Origin of the sequence: Duganella aquatilis (assembly GCF_009674565.1) — a bacterium.
GTDB classification, from domain to species: Bacteria; Pseudomonadota; Gammaproteobacteria; order Burkholderiales; family Burkholderiaceae_D; genus Rugamonas; species Rugamonas aquatilis.
In genome coordinates, this window is record NZ_WKJL01000011.1 from 1 (window position 1) to 25712 (window position 25712).

The 25712-nt window shown below is 64.7% G+C and carries 23 protein-coding genes and 1 pseudogene; 16 read left to right on the top strand and 8 right to left on the bottom strand.

Going from position 1 to position 25712, the window contains the following annotated elements:
- Positions 1 to 42 precede the first annotated feature (42 nt).
- The 3 genes and pseudogenes from GJ698_RS15625 to GJ698_RS15635 all read right to left on the bottom strand — a co-directional run.
- A pseudogene (locus tag GJ698_RS15625) lies at positions 43 to 969 on the bottom strand (ExeA family protein); the annotation flags it as partial.
- Positions 970 to 994: 25 nt separating this feature from the next.
- Entirely contained in the window at positions 995 to 1501 is a 507-nt protein-coding gene (locus GJ698_RS15630) for a hypothetical protein (RefSeq protein WP_154358630.1), read from the bottom strand.
- Positions 1501 to 1686, bottom strand: a complete 186-nt coding sequence (locus GJ698_RS15635; RefSeq protein WP_154358631.1) for a hypothetical protein — start codon at positions 1684 to 1686, stop codon at positions 1501 to 1503. The genes GJ698_RS15630 and GJ698_RS15635 overlap by 1 nt, the downstream gene beginning before the upstream one ends.
- A 242-nt stretch (positions 1687 to 1928) precedes the next feature.
- Here GJ698_RS15635 and GJ698_RS15640 point away from each other — a divergent pair, with 242 nt between their 5' ends.
- The 12 genes from GJ698_RS15640 (at position 1929) to GJ698_RS15695 (ending at position 15283) form a co-directional block, all read left to right on the top strand.
- Entirely contained in the window at positions 1929 to 3023 is a 1095-nt protein-coding gene (locus GJ698_RS15640) for a GIN domain-containing protein (protein ID WP_154358632.1), read from the top strand.
- 311 nt (positions 3024 to 3334) lie between these two features.
- Positions 3335 to 4204, top strand: coding sequence for a glucosamine kinase nucleotide-binding domain-containing protein (locus GJ698_RS15645; protein WP_154358633.1), 870 nt, complete (start codon positions 3335 to 3337; stop codon positions 4202 to 4204).
- Positions 4205 to 4207: 3 nt separating this feature from the next.
- Complete coding sequence (locus tag GJ698_RS15650) at positions 4208 to 4942, top strand: GntR family transcriptional regulator (protein ID WP_154358635.1); 735 nt, start codon at positions 4208 to 4210, stop codon at positions 4940 to 4942.
- A complete protein-coding gene (gene nagA, locus GJ698_RS15655) occupies positions 4939 to 6036 on the top strand; it encodes an N-acetylglucosamine-6-phosphate deacetylase (protein ID WP_154358637.1) in 1098 nt (365 codons plus the stop codon). The genes GJ698_RS15650 and nagA overlap by 4 nt, the downstream gene beginning before the upstream one ends.
- Before the next feature lie 5 nt (positions 6037 to 6041).
- Entirely contained in the window at positions 6042 to 7055 is a 1014-nt protein-coding gene (locus tag GJ698_RS15660) for an SIS domain-containing protein (RefSeq protein WP_154358639.1), read from the top strand.
- A 50-nt stretch (positions 7056 to 7105) separates the two neighbouring features.
- The gene (locus tag GJ698_RS15665) at positions 7106 to 8323 is read left to right on the top strand and encodes an ABC transporter substrate-binding protein (RefSeq protein WP_371865341.1); all 1218 of its coding nucleotides are present in this window, start codon (positions 7106 to 7108) and stop codon (positions 8321 to 8323) included.
- 1 nt (position 8324) lies between these two features.
- On the top strand, positions 8325 to 9182 hold the full coding sequence (locus tag GJ698_RS15670; RefSeq protein WP_154358643.1) for a carbohydrate ABC transporter permease: 858 nt from the start codon (positions 8325 to 8327) through the stop codon (positions 9180 to 9182).
- On the top strand, positions 9179 to 9982 hold the full coding sequence (locus GJ698_RS15675; RefSeq protein ID WP_154358645.1) for a carbohydrate ABC transporter permease: 804 nt from the start codon (positions 9179 to 9181) through the stop codon (positions 9980 to 9982). Before GJ698_RS15670 ends, GJ698_RS15675 begins: the two co-directional genes overlap by 4 nt.
- The gene (gene nagZ, locus GJ698_RS15680) at positions 9979 to 11481 is read left to right on the top strand and encodes a beta-N-acetylhexosaminidase (protein WP_154358647.1); all 1503 of its coding nucleotides are present in this window, start codon (positions 9979 to 9981) and stop codon (positions 11479 to 11481) included. The genes GJ698_RS15675 and nagZ overlap by 4 nt, the downstream gene beginning before the upstream one ends.
- Before the next feature lie 21 nt (positions 11482 to 11502).
- Positions 11503 to 12795: an MFS transporter gene (locus GJ698_RS15685; RefSeq protein ID WP_154358649.1), complete on the top strand. Its 1293-nt coding sequence runs from the start codon at positions 11503 to 11505 to the stop codon at positions 12793 to 12795.
- Positions 12796 to 12799: 4 nt separating this feature from the next.
- Entirely contained in the window at positions 12800 to 13930 is a 1131-nt protein-coding gene (locus GJ698_RS15690) for an ABC transporter ATP-binding protein (protein WP_154358651.1), read from the top strand.
- Positions 13931 to 13975: 45 nt separating this feature from the next.
- On the top strand, positions 13976 to 15283 hold the full coding sequence (locus GJ698_RS15695) for a tetratricopeptide repeat protein (protein ID WP_154358653.1): 1308 nt from the start codon (positions 13976 to 13978) through the stop codon (positions 15281 to 15283).
- Between the two features lie 49 nt (positions 15284 to 15332).
- Here GJ698_RS15695 and GJ698_RS15700 read toward each other — a convergent pair whose 3' ends face one another.
- Together GJ698_RS15700 and GJ698_RS15705 are read right to left on the bottom strand one after the other, a co-directional pair.
- Positions 15333 to 16547, bottom strand: coding sequence for a glycoside hydrolase family 18 protein (locus GJ698_RS15700; RefSeq protein ID WP_154358655.1), 1215 nt, complete (start codon positions 16545 to 16547; stop codon positions 15333 to 15335).
- Positions 16537 to 17292 (bottom strand): GntR family transcriptional regulator, encoded by a 756-nt coding sequence (locus GJ698_RS15705; RefSeq protein WP_154358657.1) that lies wholly within the window; start codon positions 17290 to 17292, stop codon positions 16537 to 16539. The genes GJ698_RS15700 and GJ698_RS15705 overlap by 11 nt, the downstream gene beginning before the upstream one ends.
- A 397-nt stretch (positions 17293 to 17689) precedes the next feature.
- Here GJ698_RS15705 and GJ698_RS15710 point away from each other — a divergent pair, with 397 nt between their 5' ends.
- Complete coding sequence (locus GJ698_RS15710) at positions 17690 to 20431, top strand: TonB-dependent receptor (RefSeq protein ID WP_154358659.1); 2742 nt, start codon at positions 17690 to 17692, stop codon at positions 20429 to 20431.
- Between the two features lie 76 nt (positions 20432 to 20507).
- Positions 20508 to 21470, top strand: coding sequence for a cupin-like domain-containing protein (locus GJ698_RS15715; protein ID WP_154358661.1), 963 nt, complete (start codon positions 20508 to 20510; stop codon positions 21468 to 21470).
- Here the strand turns inward: GJ698_RS15715 and GJ698_RS15720 are convergent.
- Positions 21467 to 22321, bottom strand: coding sequence for an NAD(P)-dependent oxidoreductase (locus GJ698_RS15720; RefSeq protein WP_154358663.1), 855 nt, complete (start codon positions 22319 to 22321; stop codon positions 21467 to 21469). The genes GJ698_RS15715 and GJ698_RS15720 overlap by 4 nt on opposite strands.
- Positions 22322 to 22412: 91 nt before the next feature.
- Between GJ698_RS15720 and GJ698_RS15725 the strand changes: the two genes are divergently transcribed.
- Positions 22413 to 23345 carry a LysR family transcriptional regulator gene (locus tag GJ698_RS15725; protein WP_208023830.1) on the top strand — a complete coding sequence of 311 codons (933 nt, stop codon included), beginning with the start codon at positions 22413 to 22415 and terminating at the stop codon, positions 23343 to 23345.
- A 3-nt stretch (positions 23346 to 23348) separates the two neighbouring features.
- Here the strand turns inward: GJ698_RS15725 and GJ698_RS15730 are convergent, their stop codons facing one another.
- Positions 23349 to 24260 carry an NAD(P)/FAD-dependent oxidoreductase gene (locus GJ698_RS15730; protein WP_154358665.1) on the bottom strand — a complete coding sequence of 304 codons (912 nt, stop codon included), beginning with the start codon at positions 24258 to 24260 and terminating at the stop codon, positions 23349 to 23351.
- A complete protein-coding gene (locus GJ698_RS15735) occupies positions 24247 to 24690 on the bottom strand; it encodes an Rrf2 family transcriptional regulator (protein ID WP_154358667.1) in 444 nt (147 codons plus the stop codon). The genes GJ698_RS15730 and GJ698_RS15735 overlap by 14 nt, the downstream gene beginning before the upstream one ends.
- A gap of 67 nt (positions 24691 to 24757) precedes the next feature.
- Here GJ698_RS15735 and GJ698_RS15740 point away from each other — a divergent pair, with 67 nt between their 5' ends.
- On the top strand, positions 24758 to 25711 hold the full coding sequence (locus GJ698_RS15740; RefSeq protein ID WP_154358669.1) for a glycosyl hydrolase: 954 nt from the start codon (positions 24758 to 24760) through the stop codon (positions 25709 to 25711).
- Position 25712 lies beyond the last annotated feature (1 nt).

Below are 25712 nucleotides of genomic sequence, written 5' to 3' on the forward strand. Positions count from 1 at the left end.
TGACGGGCACGTCACGACGGTTCACAGCGATGGCGCGGATCTGGCGGATCTCGCCGCACTGATGACCACGCCGCCAAGCACGCCCGCCGCCACCAGCGGCCAGCGCGCCCTGCCAGTCCGCGCGCCCGCGCCGGCCGCCACCGCCTCCTGCCCGGCAAACACCTCACTGGCGGCCCGCTTCAAAATCGTCCGCGTCACCTGCGGCTGATTCTCCACATACGCGCCCAGCATGGCGCGGTCGCACAGCAGATTGATACGGCGCGGCACGCCCTTGGTCAGACCATGCACCAGCCCCATCAGCTTGCGCGGGAACGGCGCGATCGCCGTCGCCCCCGCCACCGCCAGCCGGTGCTCGATATACGTGCCCGTCTCCGTCTCCGACAGCGAACCCAGGTGATATCGCGCAATCACCCGCTGCGCCAGCTGCTCCAGCTCCGGCTGCGCCAGGATCGCGCGCAGCTCCGGCTGGCCGATCAGAATGATCTGCAGCAGCTTGCGCTCGCTGGTCTCCAGATTGGTCAGCAGGCGCAACTGCTCCAACACCTCGGCCGACAGGTTCTGCGCCTCATCGATGATCAGCACATTGTTCTTGGCCTGCGCATGGCTGGCCAGCAGGTAGGCATTGATCGCATCCACATAGCCCTTGACGCTGACCGCGCCCGCGCCCTGCGGCGGCAGCTCGATGCCGAACTCGTCGCAGATCGACAGCAGCAGCTCCTCCACCGACAGCTTCGGATTGAAGATGTAGCCCAGTTTGCAATTCGCGGGAATCTGCTCCATGAAGCAGCGGCACACCGTGGTCTTGCCGGCGCCGATCTCGCCGGTCAGCAGCACGAAGCCGCCGCCCGAGCCGATGCCGTACAGCAGATGCGCCAGCGCCTCGCGGTGGCGTTCGCTCATGAACAGATAGCGCGGGTCCGGCGCGATGGAAAACGGCGATTGCTTCAGATTGAAAAAATGCGTGTACATGAAAACCCTGGGAGTGCGCGACTCCCTATTTTAGCCGTTGTCGCACCGGCGGCGGCTGGACCGGCGGCAGCGGCTTGAATTTAGCGCAGTAAATCTTGGCCTTGGTATCGAAATACACGATGCGGCTGGCCGGCTTGGCCTCGCGCACCGGATAGGCGGAGGTGTCGATCACGGTGTAATGCGTGCCGACCTGCTGGATGATGGCCTTCTCCAGGTTTTCCGGCGTGGTCTCGGCCACCGCGCCGACAAAGATAAAGGTGCTGGTATCGTCGCTGACCATCACCTCGGAAATCTCGGTGCCCCACAGCGACGCCCCGGCGGTGCGGAACCAGTAGGCGCCGCCCTCGTGCTTGTACCAGTTGCCGAAATGCTTGACCAGGTAATTGTAGTAATAGAAATTATCGGTATGGTCGCGGCACAGCAGGCCGTTGCCCATGATGGTGCCAAAGGTGGTCGGCACCGATTGCGCCGCCGTGCCGCCGGCGGCCAGCGCCAGCGCGGCGCCCAGCAGCAGAGCGTGACGCCGCCGCATTATGTTTTGGATAACCACGCGCGGTTCGCGCTGATGCGCGCCTTGGCCGTGGCCGGCAATGCTTCATAACAACCTGGGTATTGTTTCAAGGCGTGTTCCCGGATTTCCTTCTGCAAGCCGTTGATCAAAAAAATATACAGCACGCCGCCGTCGTTGGTATTTTTGGTTCCGATGTATCGAATCATGTGCGCTCCTTTCCACCTGCGCATGCCTGTCTCAGCGGCATAGTGATGCACCATTATGACATCACCGTCGCAGCGGGGCCACACAAACGGTAACGGCCGCGCGCGGCCGGAATTGAGCTGCCGCTCAGCCCCGGATTTTTGCAGTTGGTCCCACGCTTTGGCGCGTCCATCCCATGGAGCGCGACGGCGATGGCGGTTTGCCATATCGTCCAGTTTTCGCCACCATCCTTCGAGATCCCGACATGAAGCACACGCTCACCCACGCCGCGCTGGCTAGCACCCTGCTACTGGCGGTCGCCGGCGGCGCCCACGCCGCCGACAAGCCGGACGACAGCTACGGCACCGAAACGCGCACCGTCGCCGCGTTCAGCAACATCAACCTGATCGGCCCGTTCCGCGTGATCGTCACCGCCGACGCCGGCAACACCATCGAACTGTCCGGCCTGCGCCGCCAGTTCGCCGACATCGAAACCGCGGTCAACGGCGACACGCTCACCGTGCGTCAGCCGCGCAAGGCCAACGGCTGGACCTTCAACTTCAGCTTCGGCAACAGCAAGCAGCGCGAGATGACGGTGCGCATCAGCGCCGCCAACCTGAAAAGCCTGCGCAACGCCGGCAGCGCCGACGTCGACCTGCGCCAGTTCCAGGGCAAGCAGCTGACCCTGGTATCGGACGGCCCCGGCGACATCACCGCCAGCGGCAAGGTGGCCGAACTGAGCGTGACCAGCAACGGCAGCGGCGACCTCGACCTGCGGGCCCTGCAAGCGGCCAGCCTCAACCTGCAAATGAACGGCCCCGGCGACGTCGAGGCCAGCGGCGTGACGCAGGACCTCAACCTGGTGGTCAACGGCTCGGGCGACCTCGACATCAGCGACATCCGCGGCAACCGCGTCAGCGCCGCGCTGCACGGTCCCGGCTCGGTGGCGCTGCACGGCAGCGCCAAGGAAATCCGCGCCGAAGTACACGGCTCGGGCGACCTCGACGCCTGCACGCTGAGTGCCGAAGCGGCCAGCGCCGTGCTGCGCGGACCGGGCGAAGCCTGCCTGGCCGGCCACCTCAAGAAACTCGACGCCGAAGTGCACGGCTCGGGCGACCTGACCGTGCGCGGCCTGGAAGCACAAAGCGTGCGCGCGCGCCTGACCGGTCCCGGCGACATGAGCCTGTCCGGCGCCACCGCCGTGCTGAGCGCGCAAGTGAGCGGCTCGGGCGGCCTCGACGCGCGCCAGCTGACGACGCGCCAGAGCGACGTCACCGTCAACGGCCCCGGCAACGCCACCGTCGCCCTGGCCGACAAGGCCGACACCAGCCGCACCCACCTGGTCACCTACCACCGCTAACCACCTCCGGGGTCAGGTCCGTCATTTCTACACGAGCTCAGCCATAGCCACACCTAAGGCTGAGCTCGTGTAGAAATGACGGACCTGACCCCGGAGTTTAAAAGTGGCATGCAAATGCCACACTCGGCGGGTGCGCGAAAAATTCTCTTAAATTATTTAAAAACAATGACTTATAAAACGATTCCAAGACGACAATGCCAGTCCACTTCAATATTTTTTAATACCAGTTAAATACCTGTTGACAAGCTGGTTTTGGCTACCCTATAGTGCCCTCATCACAGGCCATTCCGGCCAAGCACTCTCAGGTAGACATGATCGAATTTTTCATCGGCGTTGATGGCGGCGGCAGCGGCACCAGGGTACGCCTGGCCCGCGCCGATGGCGTCGAATTTGCGGAAGGCGCGGCCGGACCGTCCGGCCTGATGCATGGCATCGCCAAGGCCTGGGCCGCCGTCAACGACGCCGCCGCCCAAGCCTTCACCACCGCCGGCCTGAGTTTCCCCGACAAATCCCGCATCGCCATCGGCCTCGGCCTGGCGGGCGTGCACAACCGCCAGTGGGCGGCGGAATTCGTCGACGCCAATCCCGGCTACGCCCGCGTGGCGCTGGAAAGCGACGGCCATACCACCGTGCTCGGCGCCCACGCCGGCCAGCCGGGCGCCATCATCGCGCTGGGCACCGGCAGCGTCGGCGAAATCAAGCTGGCCGACGGCCGCCACGTCGAAGTCGGCGGCTGGGGCTTCCCCGCCGGCGACGAAGCCAGCGGCGCCTGGATGGGCCTGCGCGCCATCAACCACGTGCAGCAGGTGCTGGACGGCCGCATGGCCGCCAACGCCTTCGCCACCGATGTCGCCAACGCCTGCGGCGGCGAGCGCAACGCCATCCAGACCTGGCTGGCGCAAGCCACGCAGACCAACTACGCGCAACTGGCGCGCATCGTCCTGCAGCACGGCGACAGCAACGACACCGCGCGCGCCATCCTGCTGGCCGCCGGCCGCGAGGTGGAATTGATGGGCAACGCGCTCGACGCCAGCGGCAAGCTGCCGATCGCGCTGTGCGGCGGCCTGGCCGCGCCGCTGCGTCCTTACCTGCCGGTGTCGATGTTGAAGCGCATCGTCAATCCGCAAGGCGACTCCGCCGCCGGCGCGCTGCGCCTGATCCAGCAGCGCCTGAAGGACTGACCGATGCTAGCCCAGTTGAGCGCCTTCAAACCCGACGCCACCAGCGACACGCCGTTGTACATGCAGCTTGCGAACAAGCTGTCCGACGGCATCGTCGGCGGCGACTGGCGCGCCAACGAGGCCCTGCCGTCCGAGCGCGTGCTGTCGGACATGCTCAACATCTCGCGCGTCACCGCGCGCAAGGCGATCGACATGCTGTGCGAGCGCGGCATGCTGACCCGCAAGCGCGGCTCCGGCACCTACATCACGCCGAAACTCGAACAGCCCTTGTCGCGCCTGACCAGCTTTTCCGAGGAGCTGCGCGAACGCGGCTTCACGGCCGGCTCGCGCTGGCTGCAGCGCGAGATCGGCATCGCCTCGCCGGTGGAGCTGCTGTCGCTCGGCCTGTCGCCGAACATGCCGGTGGCGCGCCTGAAGCGCCTGCGCACCGCCGACGACGTGGTGATGGCGATCGAAACCACCACCATCCCGGCCCAGTACATGCCCAATCCGCACAGCGTGACCGATTCGCTGTACGGCTACCTGGAAGCCAACGGCACCATCCCGATGCGCGCGCTGCAGCATATCCGCGCCGTCAACGCCAGCGCCGAACAGGCGCGCCTGGCCAGTATTCCCGCGGGTGCCGCCATGCTGCACATCACCCGCGTCAGTTATCTCGACAACGGCGCGGCGGTGGAACTGACCCACTCGTACTGCCGGAGTGATTATTATGAATTCGTAGCGGAGTCGCGCAGATGAGCGATGCAATCAAAGGCAATATCCTGACACCGTCCGGCTGGATCCACGGTGAAATCACATTCGACGAACGCATTGCGGCCATCATCGGCAGCAGCGCCGACCCGGCGCTCAACGAAGCAGTCTATATCCTGCCTGGCTTTATCGACCTGCACGTGCACGGCGGCGGCGGCAAGGACGTGATGGAAGGCGGCGATGCCGTCCACACCATCGCCGCGGTCCACGCCAAACATGGCACCACCAGCATGCTGGCCACCACCATGACGGCGCCGCCGGAAGACATCGACCTCGCCCTGCGCGGCATCGGCAAGGCCGCCGCCCAGCGCGGCAAGGGCGAAGCGCGCGTGCTCGGCGCCCACCTGGAAGGCCCGTTCATCAACTCCGGCAAGCTCGGTGCGCAGCCGCCGTTCGCGCGCTCCGCCAAGCTGGCCGACGTCGAGAAGCTGGAACAACTGGCGCCGCTCAAGGTCATCACCGTGGCGCCGGAAATCGCCGGCCACCTGGAACTGGTCAAGGAATTGTCGGACGCCGGCATGCGCGTGCAGATCGGCCACACGCTGGGCACCTATGAAGACGGCGTCGCCGCGCTGGGCCAGGGCGCGCGCAGCTTCACTCACCTGTTCAACGCCATGCCCGGCCTGCACCACCGCGAACCCGGCATGGTCGGCGCCGCGCTGGCGCACGGCACTTTCGCCGAGCTGATTCCCGACCTGCTGCACGTGCATCCGGGCGCCATCCGCACCGCGCTGCGCTGCATCCCGAATCTCTACTGCGTCACCGATTCCACTTCCGCCACCGGCATGCCGGACGGCGAGTACATGCTGGGCCGGCACAAAGTCATGAAATGCATGGGCGGCGTGCGCCTGCCCGACGGCACGCTGGCCGGCAGTACCCTCACTATGGACCAGGCGCTGCGTAACCTGGTCGGACTCGGCCTCGATCTGGCGGATGCCTCGGCGCGGGTCTCAACGTATGCGGCCGATTATCTCGGCCTGCCAGAGCGGGGCCGCCTGGCCCCCGGCGCGTTTGCCGACTTCGTTGTGCTCGACCGTGACCTGAACCTCAAAGCCGTCTATATCGAAGGAGAATTGTTGTGACCTCAATGATGTTGAAAGAAGCCCTGTCCGCCGCGGATTGCGTCGCCACGCAACTGGCGCATGACGGAGACCGTTACGCGGAGCTGGGCCGCAAATTGAGGAGCACGTCCTTCTCGACCGCGCTGACCATCGCGCGCGGCAGCTCGGACCATGCGTGCGCCTATGCGGCCTACCTGATCATGGCTCGCCTGGGCCGCGTGGTGGCCTCGCTGCCGATGTCGCTGGTGACCTTGAACAAATCGCCGCTGATCACGCGCGACACGCTGGCCATCTCGATTTCGCAATCGGGCCAGAGCCCGGACGTGGTCGAGCCGATCAAATACTTCCGCGACGGCGGCGCCACCACCATCGCGCTGGTCAACGATATCGATTCGCCGCTGGCGCACGCCGCCGAATTCGCCATGCCGCTGCGCGCCGGCAAGGAGCAGAGCGTGGCCGCCACCAAGAGCTTCATCACCAGCCTGGTGGCCGGTGCCCGCCTGGTGGCCGCATGGCAGAACGATCCGGAGCTGCTGGCCGGCCTGGAAGCGCTGCCCGAGTCGCTGCGCGCCGCCACCACCGAAGACTGGTCGTCGGCGATCGAAGTGCTGGCGCCGGCGCGCAACATCATGGTGGTCGGCCGCGGCATCAGCTTCCCGGTGGCGCTGGAGGCGTCGCTGAAGTTCAAGGAAACCTCGGCCTTGCAGGCTGAAGCCTTCAGCGGCGCGGAAATCAAGCACGGCCCGATGGCGCTGATCGAAGAAGGCTACCCGCTGGTGATCTTTGCCACGCGCGGCCCGACGCAGGCAAGCCTGCTGGCGCTGGCGACCGAGATGCGCGGCCGTGGCGCGCGCGTGCTGCTGGCCGCTCCGGCCGACGTGGCCGACCGCGACCTGACCTTGCCGGTCGCCGCCACGCCGGACCTCGATCCGATCGTCGCGATCCAGACCTTCTACGTGATGGCGGCCAAACTGTCCGCCGCGCGCGGCATGGACCCGGACCAGCCGCGTCACCTGAGCAAAGTCACCAAGACCAACTAAGCGACCACGCACCATCAATGAAACTACGCTTTTTGCTCGCGGCATTGATGGTGCACTCTTTGTCTGCGTACGCCGCCGACAAGATCGAATTCTGGACCTTCAGCATGAAGCCCAAGTTCACGCCGTACTACGAAACGCTGGTTCGCAACTACGAATCGGCCAACCCCGGCGTCAAGGTCGAATGGGTCGACTTCCCCTGGGATATCATCCAGACCAAGCTGGTCACGCGCATCGTCGCCGGCACGCCGCCGGCGCTGGTCAACCTCAACGTGCCCTGGGCCGACGAATTCGCCCGCGACGGCCTGCTCGCACCGGTCGACGACCTGCTGGCCGACGCCCGCCCGCGCTACCTCGCCAGCACGCTGCAAGACCTGACCTTCAACGGCAAGACCTACGGCTTCCCGATGTACAGCAACGTCGCCGTCATCGCCTACAACACGCAGATCTTCAAGGCAGCCGCCATCCCGCACGCGCCGCGCGACCTCGATGAGCAGCTGCTGTTCGCGCGCCAGATCGCCGCGCGCACCGGCAAGGCCGGCCTGTGCCCCGCCCTGTCCAAGATCGACGGCCTGATGATGCAGCAAGGCCTGGCCGTCATCGCCAACGGCCGTGCCGTATTCAACTCGCCAGCCCACGTGGCGCTGATCCGCAAGCTGGCCGACACCTACAAGGCCGGCGGCCTGCTGAAGGACGCGCTGTTCGCCGAAGATAACTTCCCCGCCGCCATCGACGCCTACAAGGGCGGCCGTCTCGGCATGCTGCTGGCGCCGCCGACGGCGGTCAAGCGCATCGAGAGCGACGCCAGGGACATCTACGCCATCACCGACGTCGCCCCGGCGCCGCTGGGTCCGACCGGCATCGCCGACGGCGGCTGGCTGATTCACTACGCCGTGCCGAAGAACGTCGATGCCAAACTGCTGCCGGCCATCGGCAAGTTCGCCCGCTACCTGACCAACGACGCCAACCAGCTGGCCTTCGCCAGGCAGGCCAGCGTCTATCCGGCGATGGCGCAGGCGGCCAACGATCCATTCTTCACCACCGTGCCGCCGAACGCCGGCGCGGCGGAAAAAGCCGTCGCCGCCGGCGCCGTGTCGATGCCGCATTCGCACACGCTGTACGTGGCCGGCATCACCGACTACGACGAATTGCGGCGCTACCTGGTGAAGGCGGTCGAAGCCGGCGTCACCGGCAAGCAGGACATCCAGCAGGCGCTCGACCAGGCCGTCGCCATCTGGAACAAGAAACTCGCCACGCAGCGGAGTCACTGAAATGGGCCGCAACCTGACCGCCTGGCTGTTCCTCGCGCCCGCGCTGGCGCTGCTGGCCGTGTTCTCGTTCTGGCCCGTGGCCTTCGGCTCGCTGCTGGCCCTCACCGATTACAGCCTGATACGCGAAACGCACTGGGTCGGCCTGGACAACTTCCGCTACATCTTCGACAACGAGATGTTCACCACCGGCCTGAAAAACTCGCTGCTGTTCCTGCTGATGGTGCCCTTCGTTCAGATCGGCGCCCTGAGCCTCGCGGTCCTGGTCAACAACCAGCTGCCCGGCATCCGCTACTTCCGCGCCGCCTTCTACGTGCCGGTGGTGACCACGGTGTCGGTGGTCGGCATCATGTGGGGCTTCATGTTCCACGAACAGGGCACGCTGAACTACGTGCTGCAAACGCTGCAACTGGTGAACGCGCCCGTGGGCTGGCTGTCCAACGACACCATCGCGCTGTTCGCGATCATGTTCGTCACGCTGTGGCGCGGCCTGGGATGGTATATGGTGATGTACCTGGCCGCGCTGCAGGCCGTGCCCGCCGACATGCAGGAAGCCGCCATCCTCGACGGCGCCAACCGCTGGCAGCGATTCTGGAAAATCACTGTGCCGATGCTGCGCCCGACCATCATGATCTGCTCCGTGCTGTCGGTGCTGGCCGCACTAAAGGCCTACCAGGAAGTGGACGTGCTGACGCAGGGTGGCCCGATGAACTCCACCTTCACCGGCCTGTATTATGCCTACGACCAGGGCCTCAAGCACCTCAAGCTGCCGCGCGCACTGGCCGCCAGCTTCGTCGTCTCCATCTTCTGCGTCGGCATCGCCCTGCTGTGCCTGCGCTACATCAGGCCGAAACACCGATGAAGACCGTCAGCCACTACCTGCTGCTGTGCGTGATCGCCATCGTCTGCGTGTTCCCGTTCTGGTGGACGCTGGTCACCGCGCTGTCCACCGAAGGGAATATCTTCGCCTACCCGCCGACCTTCTGGCCGCAGGAGCCGTCGCTGGCCAACTTCATCGAAGTGTTCAACACCATTCCGATCTGGTCCTTCTTCCGCAATTCGGTATTCATCGCGCTGTGCACCGTGTTCTGGAAACTGGTGCTGTGCTCCGCCGCCGCGTATCCGCTGGCGCGCATGCAGTTCAAGGGCCGCAAGCTGGTGTTCGGCCTGATACTGGCGACGCTGGTGCTGCCGTCGGAAGTCAACTTCCTGGTCAACTTCATCACCGTCACGAAACTCAGCCTGGTCGACACCTACGCCGGCGTGATCCTGCCCAACGTGGTCAACGCGGTCGCCATCCTGCTGCTCAAACAGGCGTTCGAGGAAGTCCCGCAGGACCTGATCGACGCCGCCCGCGTGGACGGCGCGTCGGAATGGATCATCTTCAGCAAAATCGTGCTGCCGCTGATCGCCCCATGGCTGGCCACAGTCGGCATACTGACGGCGGTGGAAGCCTGGAACGAATACATCTGGCCCTCGATCGTCATGAGCAAGCCGGATGAATTCCCGCTGTCGGTGGGTGTGCTGTATTTGCGCGGCACCTTCGGCAGCAGCACGCGCGTGATTGCCGCCGGCACCGTGCTCACCATCCTGCCCACGCTGGCAGCCTTCTTATTTACTCAACGATTCTTCATGCGCGGCATGGACGGAGCAGTGAAATGACAACTCAAAACGAATTTAAAAAAATCGCCGGCCAACTTATCATGATCCGCTTCCCCGGCACCGTGCTGGATGCGGCCACCGCTGAATTCCTAAAAGCGAACAGCATCCGCGCCGTCTGCCTGTTCCGTGGGAACATGACCGATTCCGAACAGCTGGCCAAGCTGACCGCCGACCTGCGCGCCGTCATGGGCCCGGATTCGCTGATCGGCATCGACCAGGAAGGCGGCGCCGTGGTGCGCTCCACCTGGGTGCCGGCGCCGCCGGCCGCCATGGGCCTGGGCGCCGCCAACGACACCGACCTGGCCTACCGCACAGGAGCCGCCGTCGCGCGCGCCGTCAAAGCGCTGGGCTTCAACTGGAACTTCGCGCCGGTGCTGGACCTGAACAACAATCCGCACAACCCCGTCATCGCCGAGCGCTCCTTCGGCGCCGAACCGCAGCGCGCCGCCGAACTGGCGATGGCGTGGATGGCCGGCAGCCATGCCGAAGGCGTGGCCTGCTGCGTCAAGCACTTCCCCGGCCACGGCGACACCAACGTCGATTCGCACCGCGACCTGCCGACCGTGAACAAGCCGGTGGAGGAACTGAACCGCCTGGAACTGGCGCCGTTCCGCATCGCCTCCGGCGCCGCCCCGGCCATGATGACCGCGCACATCGTCTACCCGACGCTGGACGCCGACAATCCAGCCACCATGTCGCGCCGCATCCTCACCGGCCTGCTGCGCGATGAATGGCAATACAAGGGCGTGCTCATCACCGACGGCATGGACATGCACGCCATCGCCGGCCGTTACGGCGTCGGCAACGCCGCCGTGCGCGCGCTGACCGCCGGCGCCGACATGGTCATGGCGCTGGGCACCACCGAAACGCAGGAAGAAACCCTGAACGCCATCGCGGCCGCCCTCGCATCGGGCGAACTGTCGCAACAGGAGGTGCAGACGCGCCTGGACCGCCTGGCCGCGCTGGCCCGCGCCTACCCATGCAAGCCGCGCTCCTACAAGGAAGATGCGGCCGACCGCGAGATCATGGCCGAAGGCTGGCGCCGCAGCCTGACCGCGTATGCTGGCCCGTCCGGCGCGCCGCAGCGCCCTGCCGCCGGCGCCAAGGTGCGCCTGGTCGCGCGCCAGGACGTGGTCAGCGACGGCGTCTCCGAAGCCGGCGTGCCGGCCGGCGTGGTGGCCGACTCGCTGCGCAAGCTGTACGACGTCGAACTGGTCACCTTCGCCGACGCCGACACCTTCGACTGGAACGCGCTGCCGCAGGATGGCCGTTTCACCATACTGGCCTCCACCTCGCGCCTGCGCTACGGCGAGCACGCGCGCGGCAGCTGGCGCCCGGACCTGCACCTGGCGCTGTGGAATCCCTACCAGGCGCTGGACATCCAGGCGCCCGCGCTGATGACCTACGGCTTCGCCAAGCCGGCGCTGGACGCCATCAACGGCTGGCTGTCCGGCGAACTGCAAGCCACCGGCAACGCACCGGTGCCAGGTTTTAAATAAAAACGACAACGAGACTTCACAATGACCGACACCATCCGCAATCCCAAGCTGTGGGTTCCCAGCCTGTACCTCGCGCAAGGCCTGCCCTTCTTCGCCGTGGCCATCGTGGCCAACCAGATGTTGAAGAGCATGGGCGTGCCGAACGACGAGTTGAATCACTGGACCGGCTTGATCGGCTTCGCCTGGGTGTTCAAGCCGTTGTGGAGTCCCTTCCTGGAACTGGCGCCGAGCAAAAAGCTGGTGGTGACCTTCTTCCAGATCTTCGGCGGCTTCTGCCTCGGCGGCGTCGCGCTGGCGCTGCAGGCGCCGTTCTGGTTCGCCGCCAGCATGGCGATGCTGGCCCTGGTCGGCATCTCCGCCGCCACCCACGACATCGCGTGCGACGGCTTGTACATCACCAGCCTCGATGAAAAAGGCCAGGCCACCTACGCCGGCTGGACCGGCACCTTCTTCAACGCCGCCAAATTCTTCACCACCGGCGCGCTGCTGCTGCTGGCCGGCCATTTCGAGAAGACCATCGGCGTGGTGCCGGCATGGACCATCTGCTTCTGCATCCTCGGCGCGATGATGATCGCGCTGGGCATATACAACAGCTGGGCGCTGCCGCTGGCCCGCAACACCGTCAGCGAAGACACCAACGCCGCCGCCATCGCCCGCACGCTGTGGGAAGTGATCATTGAATTCTTCAGGAAGCCCGGCATCTGGGTCTCGATCGTCTTCATCATCCTGTTCCGCGCCGGCGAAGCGCAGGTGCAGTCCATCGGCCCGCTGTTCCTGCGCGAAGCGCGCAGCCTCGGCGGCCTGGGACTGACCACCGCCGAAGTGGGCGCCGTGTACGGCACCGTCGGCACCGTGGCCTTCCTGGTCGGCTCCATCGCCGGCGGCTACTTCACTTCGTGGTTAAGCCTCAAGCGCGCCATCCTGTGGCTGATCCTGGCGGTCAACCTGCCGAACGTGGCGTTCTACCTGCTGTCCTACTTCCAGCCGACCGAACTGTCCATCATCGCCACCGCGTTGAGCGTCGAGATGTTCGGCTACGGCTTCGGCTTCGTCGGCCTGATCCTGTACATGATGCAGGTGGTCGCGCCGGGCAAATACCAGACCGCGCACTACGCCTTCGCCACCGGCATCATGCAGCTGGGCTTTGTGATCTTCAAGCTGTTCAGCGGCGACATCCAGATCGCGCTGGGCTACCAGCATTTCTTCATCTGGGTGATGGTGTGCGCGATTCCGGTCGCCGTGCTGTCGCAGGTGATCCCAATGGCCGCGCGTCCGCAGCCCCAGGCCGCGCCGGCCGAAGGACAGGTGGTCTAAGCACATGGCCAGTGTCAGTCTCAAGAACATCGTCAAGCATTACGACAAAACGCCCGTCATCCACGGCATCGACCTGGATATCGCCGATGGCGAATTCATGGTCTTTGTCGGCCCCTCGGGCTGCGGCAAGTCCACCCTGCTGCGCATGATCGCCGGCCTGGAAACCATCAGCGAAGGCACGCTGCACATCGGCGGCACGCTGGCCAACGACATCGCGCCGGCGCGGCGCAAGCTGGCCATGGTGTTCCAGTCCTATGCGCTGTACCCGCACATGACGGTGTACGAAAACATGGCCTTCGCCCTCAAGCTGGCCGGCCACAAACCGGCCGAGGTGCAGGCCGCGGTCGAACGCGCCGCCGGCATCCTGCAGATCGCCCCGCTGCTCAAGCGCAAACCGAAGGAGCTGTCCGGCGGCCAGCGCCAGCGCGTCGCCATCGGCCGCGCCATCGTTCGCAAGCCGGAAGTATTCCTGTTCGACGAACCGCTGTCCAACCTCGACGCCAGCCTGCGCGTGCAGATGCGCGTGGAAATCAGCCGCCTGCACAGCGAACTGAAAACCACCATGATCTACGTCACCCACGATCAGGTGGAGGCGATGACGCTGGGCCAGCGCATTGTGGTCTTCAACGGCGGCCGCATCGAGCAGGTGGGCACGCCGCATGAGCTGTACAACGCACCGGCCAACCTGTTCGTGGCCGGCTTCCTCGGCACGCCGAAGATGAATTTCATTCCCGGCGAAGTGGTCGCGGTGGACGCAGCGCGCGTCACGGTGCGGCTGCCCGGCGGCGCCCTGGTCGGCGTCGAGTCGGCCACCGGCGCCCAACAGGGCGACCAGGTCACGCTTGGCGTGCGTGCGGAACACCTGTCGCTCGCTGCACCGCAGCACGCCGAGAATGTCATCGATGTCGGCATCGGTCACGTCGAATACCTGGGCGACCTGTCGATCGTCTACACCACCTTGGCCGGCGTGCCGGACATGATCGCCGTGAAGCTGCCGGCCGAAGCGGCGCCGCTGCACGCTGGCGCAAGCGCGCGCCTGCACCTGCCGCCGTCACGTTGCCAGCTGTTTAACAGCGCAGGCCGGGCCTTGCACCGCAACACGGTTGAATTCGGAAATCCCGCCGGTTTTGTGTAACAATACGCGGGTTTACATTCCCCCTAGTTTGATTGAAGGATAACCATGTCCCACTCCCGTCTTGCTCGTATTAGTCTGCTGCTGGCCGCCATCGGCCTGAACGCCGCGCCTGCCATCATGGGCATGGCCCCTGTCCACGCCGCGGAAGAAAAGAAAGCGCCGGAACCACCGAAAGACGTTGTCCGCCCTGAGATCTATAAACTGATCGAACCAGCACAGACCAAGCCTCTGCTGGAAGCCAAGAACTACACCGAATTCCAGAGCCGCATCGACCAGGCCGCCGCCATGCCGAACATCACCCCGTACGAAGAATTCGTGCTGAACCAGATGCGCGTGCAACTGGGCCAGGCCTCGGGCAACAACGAGATGACCGTCAAGGGCCTGCAAGCGATGGTGGAGTCGGGCCGTCTGAAGCCGGAAGACAAACTGCGCTTCATCGACGCCATCGCCACCACCTACTACAGCGGCATGAAGGACTTCGACAACGCCATCAAATGGTTCGACCGTTACGGCGCCGAGTCGGGCGACAAGGTCAAGGAACGCCAGTTCATCATCCGCTCGTACTTCCTGAAAAACGACTTCGAGACCACCAAGGTCGAAGTGCTGAAGGATATCGACGCCGCCAAGAAGGCCGGCACCGTGCCGCCGAAGGACACCCTGAACCTGCTGGGTAACGTCGGCATCAAGACCAAGGACACCGCGCTGTACCTGCAGGCCGTGGAAGAGCTGACGCGCTACTACCCGACCGAAGACTACTGGAACGACCTGCTGAACCGCACCCGCGGCAAGAAGACCTACAACAACCGCCTGGACCTGGACCTGGTGCGCCTGAAAGCCGTGGTGGTGCCGTCGAAGATGGAACCAGAAGACTACGCGGAACAGGCCGAACTGGCCGTGCTGGGCGGCTTCTTTACCGAAGCGAAGATCGCGATGGACAAGGGCTACCCAGGCGCCATCCCTGCCGGCAAGGACAAGGCCGCGCTGGAAAAAATCAAGGCCAGCGCCAACAAGGGCGCGGCTGACGATGCGAAAAACATCGACAGCGGCATCGCTGCGGCACAGAAGTCGAAAGACGGCGTCGGCCTGGTCAACCTGGGCTACAACTACGTCACCCTGGGCCAGTTCGACAAAGGTATCGACCTGATGAAGCAAGGTATCGCCAAAGGCGTATCGAAGAATCCTGAAGACGCCAAGCTGCGCCTGGGCTACGCCCTGGCCATGGCCGGCAAGAAGGATGAATCGGTTGAAGTGCTGAAGCCACTGACCGCCGGCGCCGATCCGCGCGCCGACCTGGCCCGCTACTGGATCATGTACGAAACCGGTCCGAAAATCGGCGCCGCCGAAGCGAAGTAATTCGTCTCACTCCGGCGGCGGCCACGCCGCCGGACTGCACTACCGAAGCTCACTGCCGGAGCGACTCCGACAGCGTATTCAAAAGCCGGTGCTCGCCATCGGCGCTCAACTCCCAGAACATCGCACCGCGCAGCCCTTGCTGCCTGATATAGCGGGCCTTCTCCTTCAGCGATGCCGGATCTTCATACGTGATCCACACCTGTTCCCTGGCGTTGTACATATACGGCACGCGCGCCGAGGCATTCCAGTACCGCTTGTAGCCTGCGCCACGCTGCAGCAGCTGGCCGTAGCCATATGAATTGCCGCCGTTGATCCCGTCCGTCACGCCGCCGCTGCACGCCTGGTACTGGCCGTCGCCATCCGGTCCCGGCGCACAGCCCTTCCAGCCGTAGCCATAGAACGGCACGCCCAGCACCAGCTTGTCCGCCGCCACGCCGGCGCCCAGGTAGCGCTCCACCGAGCGCGATGCGTAAAAACCGTTGGCCGTCACCGGATCTTTGGGATCGGCGAACAGCGCGGCGTGGTGGCCGGTGTTTTTTTCCCATGGCATGTGATAGTCGTAGGCCATGATGTTGATCCAGTCCAGGCTTTGCGCCAGCTCCTTCACCCACGCGCCGTCGCCGACGTAGTTGCCGTTGCCGCCGGCGGCGATGGTGATGCTGTAATGCCGGCCGTCCTGCCTGCCCGCCGCATCGAAGGCCGCGCGCAGCTCGCGCGCCAGCACGATGAAGTTCTGCCTGTCCTCCGGCCGCGCGCACACTTCGCCCGCCGCGCAAGGCACGCCGGCCTCGCCGGGATATTCCCAATCGAGATCGATGCCATCCAGCCCGTAGCGGCGCATGGCCGCCAGCGACGAGGCGATGAAGCTGGTGCGCGCCGGCGCGGACGCCGCCACGTCGGAGAAGCGGTTCGACCAGTTCCAGCCGCCGACCGAGATCACCACCTTGAATTGCGGATGCGCCTTCTTCAACGCCACCAGCGCGCGCAGGTTGGCGCCGTCCTCCGCCTCGTTGCGCCAGGCCAGCGCGCCGTTCTGCGGCGCCTGGCACGGCGCCACGTCGTTCACCGACGGATCGGAATTACCGTGCCTGCCATCCCAGCATATATCGACGAAGGCATACAGCGCCATGGTCAGTTTGCCGGCATCGACTTTCGATACAGGGAAGGATTCATGCTTCCAGCCGGGATAGTAGCCGACGACTTCCGATGCCCCGGCCTGCAATGCCGCCGCCAGCGCAGCGGCGAGTAGGAGATTAGCTTGCATTCAGTTCCGCCACAAAGTCATACATATCGCCACGGAAGTAGGAGCGGCAGAATTCCACCGCGCGTCCGTCGCGCAAAAAGCCCAGGCGTTCCACCGCCAGGCCGGCATCGCCCTCCTTCGCCTGCAACAGGGTGGCCTGCTCGGCGTTCAGCAGCAACGCCGACAGCCGCTGCAAGGCGCGCACCGGCCGGTTGCCCGAGCGTTCCAGCGCGTCGTACATGGAGACGTCCACCGCGTCCAGCGACGGCAGGCAGGAGGCGACGATGGTCGCATATTCAAGACACATCGGCACATCGTCCGCATAGCGCATGCGGTTGAAGCGGTACACCTTGGAGCCGGGACTGAGTCGCAGCCGCATCGCCTCGTCCGGCGTCACCGTGCCTTCCGAACGCTTGAGCCACACGCTGCGCGGCGTGCGGCCGCGTGCGCGCATGTCCTCGGAAAAGGAGGTCAGCTTGGCGAAGTTCTTTTCGATGCGGGTGTTGATGAAGTTGCCGGAGCCGGGCCGGCGTATCAGCACGCCCTCGCCGACCAGGCCATCGATGGCCTTGCGCACCGTGATGCGCGAGATGTCGAGATCGGCGGCAAGCTGGCGTTCGGCCGGCAAAGCGTCCTCGGGCTTGAGAAGATGCTGGTCTATCGCGGAACGCAGCGCGCGCTGCAGACGTTGATACAGGGGCAGGTTACTGGTCTCATTGAGGTGCTGTCGAATGTGTACCAGTGGGGTCATTTTGTCGCTGTTCATCACGATCAAGACATCCTCTCTGTAATTGTTCGACGATAATACCAAAAAAATACCAGCGGATATTCAGCCGCCCCTCCGCCACCTTCAAATATTTTCATCTGATTCGCATAACGCCTTTAGGTAAAGGCTTTATCGCTGTTGCGTTCCCGCACAAACGCTTTCCATACCACCCACCATCCGGTCTTATGCCGTTGCTGAAAGGATACTTTGTATGCTGCATACAACATAACAAAAAAGAATTTTAAAGTGGTAGTGATCTGGTATGCAAACGCAGGTATATTGGCGTTGGATTGGTTTTGAACGTGATTTAGAAAAGAAGACACATCAACAATCGGTTGGCTCGGCGGAGCCTTCATCAACGGGAGGGAACATGCAACACAATACGAATAAAATCAAAATGTCCAAACTGACCCCTATCGCGACTGCGACGGCCATCCTGACGCTGAGCGTCGCGATGACCGCCCAGGCGCAGCAGGCAGCGACCGACAAGGAGCCGGAGACCGTTATTGTTAGCGGCATCCGCGGTTCGCTGCAGCAGTCGCTGTCGGTGAAGCGTAATGCGTCGAGCAACGTCGACGTGATTACCGCCGAAGACGTAGGCAAGATGCCGGACAAGAACGTGGCCGACTCGCTGCAACGCGTGCCGGGCGTGAACATCTCCACCTCGGGCGCAGGCTCAGGCGGCTTCGATGAAAACGACCGCGTGTCGATGCGCGGCACCGCGCCTTCGCTGACCCAGACCCTGATCAACGGCCACGCCGTATCGACCGGCGACTGGTTCGTGCTGGACCAGGTGGGCGGCGCCGTTGGCCGTTCCGCTTCCTACTCGCTGCTGCCGTCGGAAATCGTCGGCCAGGTGGTGGTCTACAAAGCGCCGACCGCCGACCAGGTGGAAGGCGGTTCGAGCGGCTCGATCGACATCCGCACCCGTCACCCGCTGGACTTCAAGCAGCCGATTTCGATGGAAGCCACCGTGCAGGCGGTGTACTCCGACCTGGCGGAAAAAACCGATCCACAAGTCAGTGGCCTGTTCAACTGGAAGAACGAAGCCGGCACGCTGGGCCTGATGGTACAAGGCTTCTCGGAAAAACGCTCGCTGCGCCGCGACGGCCAGGAGCTGCTGCAATGGACCCAGGTCGCACCGACCAACGCCGCCGTCAAGACCAACCCTGACCTGGCCAACGTCTGGTTCCCGCGCCTGATCGGTTCCTCGCTGTTCCAGCAGGAGCGCAAGCGCAAGGGCGGTTTGATCGACCTGCAATTCAAGCCTAGCCGCGACTTCTCGCTGGAAGCGACCTACTTCCGTTCGAAGATGGACGCGTCGAACTACAACACCAACTACATGACCGACATGAACGGTTCGGGCATGCTGGGTTCGGGCGTCGCGCCTGATCCAGGCTACGTGATCCGCAACGGCACGCTGGTGTCGGCATCGTTCACCAACAAGGGCACCGCCGCCGCGCCACTGCGCTACGGTATCGTCGACAACATCGTGCGTGACGGCGCTTACGCCCAGACCGAATTCTTCGATCTGGACGGCAAATGGCGCGCCACCGACCGCCTGGTGTTCACCGCCAAAGCCGGTTCCACCAAAGGCAAGGGCGTGACCCCGAGCCAGGGCGTGTTCGAAGGTGACGTCAACAACTCCGGCGCCAGCTACCAGCTGAACGGCCTGGGTTCGCCGGCCACCGTCAAGTTCCCGAACATTAATACCGCCGTCTTCACCGGCACCGCGCTGGACTGGGTGTTCGGCGTGTCGCCGGCCACCACCGACGACAAGGAAACCTACGGCCAGATCGATGCCGCCTTCCAGCTGGATGCTGGTCCGCTGCGTGAACTGAAGTTCGGCGTGCGTGGCACCCACCACACCCGCTCCAACTTCGAAGTGGCGCAGGGTCCTAACTGGGCCAACACCGACGTGGGCGGCAGCAGCACCAACCCGGCCTGGAACGGCACCACCTACCCTGGCAACTTCGGCAGCGACCTCGGTGGCGACTTCCCGAAAAACGTCTGGATGCTGGACCCGTCGATCCTGAATGCCTGGGGCGACCTGCACTCGAACCGCGATGTCAGCCGCACCTACTATCAGGACATGTTCAACCTGAAAGAAAACACCAAGGCGATCTACGTCCAGGGTGAACTGGAAGGCGAAGGCTGGAGCGGCAACGTCGGCCTGCGCGTGGTGCGCACCGAAGGCACCTCGAACGGCTACCAGATCCTGCCGAACCAGCCTGCCGGCCAAAACCTGCCAGCCTATCCATGGGGCGGTTTCGTCAAGCAGACGGCGATCGACAACAACACCACCATCCCGCTGCCTAGCCTGAACCTGAAGTTCGACCTGCGTTCCGACGTGGTCGGCCGTCTGGGCATCTCGCGCACTATGACCCGTCCTGACTACGGCGCATTGGGCGGCGCAGTGCTGCTGACCGACGAAACCCATACCGGTAACGGCGGTAACGCAGCACTGAAGCCTGTCAAGTCGAACAACCTGGATGCGTCGATCCAGTGGTACTTCGCACCGCGCGCCCTGCTGTCGGCCGGCGTGTTCTACATGGACCTGAAAGACTATGTGGGCTACGGCACCAGCACCGGCAACTTCCTCGACACCCGCGCTTCGCAAGAGCAGAACAAGCCAGTGTTCGCCAACTACACCATCACTTCGCCGATCAACGTTGGCGCCAAAGTGAAGGGCATGGAGCTGGCTGCGCAAGTACCGATGGGCATGGGCTTCGGCATCGACGGCAACGTCACGCTGACCGATTCGCACCTGGACTTCGGCGCCTGCCCGGCGATGCAAACCTCGACCTCCGGCGATCCATGCGACATGCTGGGTGCTTCGAAGACCACCGCCAACGGCGGCATCTTCTTCGAAAACGACAAGTTCAATGCCCGCGTAAGCTACGCATGGCGCTCGTCGTTCCTGGCTGCGCAGGACCGTGGCACGCCGCTGTATCAGGATTCGACCGGCACCCTGTCGGCATCGTTCAACTACAACATCAGCAAGAACATCGTGCTGACGCTGAGCGGTCAGAATCTGAACAACCCGATCCTGAAGAACTACATCTACAACAAGGATCAACCGGCGCGCTTCTACGCCAACGGCGCGCAGTACTACGCTGGTCTGCATATCAAGTACTAATCGGCTTCATTGTGTAGTCTGTGCCCGCCTCGGCTTCCCCAGCCCTGGCGGGCTTTTTTATGCCATCATACGTTGCATGAACACGCCCACCGAATACCGCGACCTCGATCCGGCCAGCTTCTTCAGCGAAGTGGCGGGCAGCTACCGCCCCGCCATCCTGCGCGGCTTCGTGCGCCATTGGCCGGCGGTGCGCGCCGCCCGGCAGTCGCCGGAAGCGCTGTGCCAGTATGTGCTCGGCCTGGCCAACGATTTCGAAGTGGATGCGGTGATGACGCCGCCCGCCGAACGCGGACGGCTGTTCTACAAGCCGGATATGGAAGGCTTCAACTTCGTCCGTAACAAGGTGCCGGTGGCGCGCGTGATCGAGCAGCTGGCACGTTACTCGCAATTCGATGCGCCGCCTTCGGTAGCGGTGCAAAGCGCCTTGATCGACGACTGCATGCCGCGCTTCGCGCTGGAGAATGTGGCGCCGGCGCTGCCGCTGTCGGCGCGGCCACGTCTGTGGCTGGGGAACACCATCACCACGCCGGCGCATTTTGACGAATCCTACAACCTGGCCTGCGTGGTCAGCGGCCAGCGCCGCTTCACGCTGTTCCCGCCCGAACAGGTGGACAACCTGTATATCGGCCCGCTGGATTTCGCGCCGACGCCAACGCCGATCAGCATGGTCAACTTCCGCGAACCGGATGTCGACCTGCATCCACGCTTCAAGGACGCGCAGGCCGCCGCGCTGGTGGCCGACCTGCTGCCCGGCGACGCGCTCTACATCCCAACGCTGTGGTGGCACCACGTGCAGTCCACCGGACCGCTGAACATGATGGTCAACTACTGGTGGAAGAACGAACAGCCGGCGCAGGATGCCGGCACCACTTTCGACGCGCTGGTCGCCACGCTGAAAGCCATGAAGCACCAGCCGCCGGAAGTGCGCGCCGCATGGGGCGCCATCTTCCAGCACTACGTATTCGATCCGGCGCAGGATCCATCGTCGCACCTGCCTGAACACAGGCAGGGCGTGCTGCGCAAGGCCAGGCCAGATTAGCGCTGGCGGCGGATGGTCGCCGCCACCGACCAGTCGCGGTCTTCCAGCCCCTGCGCCATCGCCTGCTGCATATTCTCGCGCACCTGCTCGGCCACCGGCAGCACCGCGCCCCTGGCCAGCGCAGCAGATAGGGCCAGGTTCACATCCTTGAGCCCCAGCGGCAGCTTGAAGCCCGGCTCGAAGGTGTTGGTGGCGATGAAGCCGCCGTAGCGCTGATAGCTCGGCGCCGCGAACAGCGTATTGGTCAGCACATTGAGCAGGTCCGCTGCCGACACGCCATAGCTCTCGCTCAGATACGCCGCCTCGCCCATCGCGGTGAAAGCCTGCGCGATCATCATATTGCCCGAGATTTTGACGACATTGGCGCGCTTGGGATCATCGCCCAGCCGCCAGGTCTGGCGGCCCACCGCATCCAGCAGCGGCTGCACCGTGGCGATGGCCTGCGGGTCGCCCGCCGCCAGTACATTCAGCTGCGCGCCTGCCGCCGCAGCTGGCACGCCGAACACCGGCGCCGACACATAGCCTATGCCGGCCTCGCGATGGCGCGCCGCCAGCTCGTCCACCAGCCCCAGCGAAATGGTCGCCATCATGATGTGGACGCAGTTCTTGTTGGCGCCCGCCAGCGCGCCGCTGTCCAGGATCACGCCGCGCACCGCGTCGTCGTTGGCCAGCATGGTCATCACCGCATCGGCCTGGAACGCCTCGGCCGGCGTATCCAGCACCGTCACGCCCTCGATCGCTTCCGCCGCCGCGCGGTTGCGGTTCCACACGCTGACGTTATGGCCCGCGCGCACCAGATTCGGCACCATTGCCGCGCCCATGGCGCCAATTCCAATAAAGCTTACTTTCATTGCATGCCCTCCTGTTGAAGACGACCAGTATGCGGCGGCACGCCATAGAAAGGTAGTGGACCGCCCCGTATAAATACTATACGCTCGTCGTATGACAGACGCCCGCACCGCCGCCGACCGCATCGACCTGATGCAAACCTTCGTCCGCATCGTGGAGGCGGGCAGCCTGTCCGCGGCGGCTGCACAGCTGGGCACCACGCAGCCTACCATCAGCCGCCGCCTGCAAGCGCTGGAGCGCGAACTGGGCCTGCGCCTGATCCAGCGCACCACGCACGCCATGCAGCTGACCGAGGACGGCGAACGCTGCCTGGTGCGCGCACGCGAACTGCTGGCGCACTGGAATGCGCTGGCCTCGGAAGTGCATGGCGCGCAACTCGCGCCGGAAGGCACGCTGCGCGTGGTGGCGCCGCACGCCATCGGCCAGCAGCAGCTGATCGCCCCGCTGGTGGATTTTTTGCAGCGCTATCCGCGCGTGTCGGTGGAGTGGTTGCTGCATGACCGCACGCCGGATTTCATCGCCGAGAATATCGATTGCGCCATCCATGTGGGCGAAGTCAGCGAACCGTCGGTGATCGCCATCAAGCTGGCGGACATCCGCTGCATCGTGGTCGCCTCCCCCGCCCTGCTGAACGGCGCCGCACCACCGACACATCCTGACGAACTGGCGGCGCTGCCCTGGCTGGCGCAGCGCACCTTCTACCGCAGCGAAGTCACACTCACCCATGCCGCCAGCGGCGAAACGGTACGCCTGCCGATTCAGCCGCGCCTCAGCACCGACAACCTGTACGCCGTGCGCAACGCCGCCAGCATGGGTCTGGGCGTGTGCGCGATTTCCGCCTGGGCGCTGCAGGAGGAACTGGCCGACGGCAGGCTGCTGCACCTGCTGCCGCAGTGGCGTGCGCACACGCTGCCGCTCTACCTCGTGTATCCGCATGCGCGCCACTATCCAGCGCGTCTGCGCAGCTTCATCGACTGCATGCGCGAGGCCATGCCGGCGATCCTGTCGGAAGCCGGCTTGATCTGACGTTCAGGCAGCCGCCGCGAAGGCGCCGAAGATCAGCGACTGGTGCGCGCCGACGCCGGCCATGGTGCCGTCGGCCACCGCCAGCGCCACGTTGCCGGTCGCCCGCGCCGCATCGCCGCAGGCATACACGCCGGTGACGCTGGTGGCCTTGACCATGTCGGTGCGCACATACTGGCCCATCGGACCTTCCTCCATCTCGCAGCCCAGCTGGTCGGCCAGCGGGCTGCCGCTGTACAGGCGGCTGACGACAAACAGGCCGTCCATCTCCACCGCGCGGCCATCCCGCAATTCCACCGTCGAGCGGCCGCTGATGGCGCGCACCGGCGTGCGTTCGATGGTTACGCCGCGCTGCGCCAACCTGCCCAGCTGCTCGGCGTCCGGCTCGAAGGCGCCGTTGAGGAACAGCGTCACCGTGCCCCAATCGGGCAGCATCAGCGCGTGATGCATGGATAGCGCGCTGGTTGCCAGCACGCCGATGCGCCCCTGCTCCAGCTCATAGCCATGGCAGTACGGGCAGTGGAATACGGTATCGCCCCAGCGTTCGGCCAGTCCCGGCAGTGCCGGCAACTGGTCCACCACGCCGGTGGCCAGCACCAGCCGCTGACCCTGGAACGCGCTGCCGTTGGCCAGCGTGATACGGAAGCCGCCGTCCTGCTCCACCGCCTGCGTGGCCGCGCCTTCCACCCAGCGCACGGTCGGATACTTCATCAGCTGCGCGCGGCCGTCGGCGGCGATGGCGGCGGCCTCGCGCCCATCCTGTCCCAGGAAGCCGTGAGAGTGGCGCGCGTAGCGGTTGCGCCGCTGGCCGGAGTCCACCACCAGCACGCGGCGGCGCGCGCGCGCCAACTGTGTCGCCGCTGTCAGTCCCGCGTAACTGCCGCCGATAACGATCACGTCGAATTCATCGATGTCCATGCTGTACTCCCTTGTGATGTGTATTGAAACTGGCCGACAGCTCGGCCAGCGTCACGTCCTTGAAGCGCGAGATCAGCAAGGCCTCCGCCTCGTCAAAGGCGCTGCCCAGCGCCTCGTTGACGGCGCGCTCCACCAGGCATTGCGGCTGCTCGACGCGGTTCCCCATCGCGAACACGGTCGGCGTGCCGACCGCCTCGTAAATGTCGTGCAGCGTCACCTCGCGCAGGTCGCAGGTGATGCGCCAGCCGCCGCCATGCCCCTTGTCGGAACCGACGTAGCCGCGCTCGCGCAGCCCGGCCAGCACGCGCCGCACCAGTACCGGATTGGTGCCGAGGAAGCCCGCCAGCTCTTCGGAAGTGAAAGGCCTGTCGCCGTGCGCCATATGCAGCAGCACGTGCAGGACGGAGGAAAGTTTGCTGTCTTGTCTCATGTAACTAATGATAGTACATAATCAGAGAATCTGCACGCGCCGCGCCAAACACAGGTAAATTACCGGGATGAGATACCTCGCCCTCCTCCTTGCCTTCGCCCTGCTGCCAGCCAGCGGTGCGCCACTCAACGCCAAAACCCAGGCGGTGTACGACTACCTGCTCGGCGTCTGGGGCAATCACATCATCGCCGGCCAGTCTGACCTGACCTGGCGCGACGCCACCGACATGGCCGAGCGTGTGCACGCCGACACCGGCAAGTATCCGGCGCTGATGGGCTACGATTTCCTGAACTATTACGACGCCACCGAAGCCGATGGCCGCCACCAGACCGAGGAAGCCATCGCCTGGTCGCGCAAAGGTGGACTGGTGAGTTTCCACTGGCACTGGCGCATGGAGAACGGCAAGTTCTACAGCAAGGAGACGCCTTACACGGCGCCGGTGGACGACTACCGCAAGATCGACCAAGCGATCGACCGCATCGCCGTCGAACTGAAACGGCTGCAGGACGCGGATGTGCCGGTGCTCTGGCGTCCGCTGCACGAAGCGTCGGGCGGCTGGTTCTGGTGGGGACGCGCGCGCAGCGACGGCGTCTCGCCGGCCGCCGCCTACATCCAGCTATGGCGCCACATGCACGCGCGCCTGACACAAACGCACGGCCTGCGCAATCTGATCTGGGTATGGAATGGACAGGACCCGGCCTGGTATCCGGGCGATGATGTGGTGGACATCACCGGCTACGACATCTACGACAAGACCTACAGCGCGGCCTATCGCAAGGCGCGGCAGCACGCCAAGCCGATCGCGCTGACCGAAACCGGCTACATCCCCGATCCCGTCCAAAGCGCGGAGAACGGCGAATGGTGGCTGTGGTTCATGGTGTGGAACGACGCCGCCGGAGAGGCTGGCGTCACCAGTCCGGATAACTTCTGGACTGGCGAGTACCACAACACCGCCGCGCACAAGCGCGAGGTGTATAACGATCCACGCGTGATCACGCTGGACCGGCTGCCGAAGTTCTGAC